The organism is Mesorhizobium sp. M4B.F.Ca.ET.089.01.1.1, assembly GCF_004022605.1.
GTDB classification, from domain to species: Bacteria; Pseudomonadota; Alphaproteobacteria; order Rhizobiales; family Rhizobiaceae; genus Mesorhizobium; species Mesorhizobium abyssinicae.
Map to the genome: position 1 here is coordinate 1 of NZ_RZOS01001415.1, position 452 is coordinate 452.

At 62.2% G+C, this 452-nt stretch carries 1 pseudogene; it reads right to left on the reverse strand.

What is annotated here, in order from left to right:
- Nucleotides 1-369, reverse strand: a pseudogene (locus tag EN780_RS37740) (recombinase family protein); the annotation flags it as partial.
- Nucleotides 370-452 lie beyond the last annotated feature (83 nt).

Here is a 452-nt window from a genome sequence, read left to right on the forward strand (position 1 = left end):
GTTGTAAGCTCCACGGATGAAGGCGATCTTCTTGAGATTGAACGGCTTGCCCTCCCAGGTTCGCAGGCCACCTTCATTGAGGATATCGGCGATCTCGCGATCGCAATGTCGGTCGAGCAAGCGGTCGATCTTGGCGACGAGCTCAGGCTTGAACTTGCGGATTTGGGCGATCGGCAAAGGCCGCTCCAGCGTCAAGGTGCGGGTCGCCCCGCCGGATAGTCGCACGTTTGCAGTAATCGTCTCGGCCTTGACCAGGGTGACGTCGGCGACCAGCAGCCGCAGGATACGCTTGCGCTCGCGGACATCGATGCGGGGATCGCTCCAGATCCGCGGGAACTGCTCGGCAAGATCGCGGACGCGTTGCTGCATCTCGGCATCGAGGGCAGCGGCTTCCTCGGGCGCGTGTCGTTCATAGTCCTCTACGACGTCGGTGTGGAGCCGCAGCTTCTCGT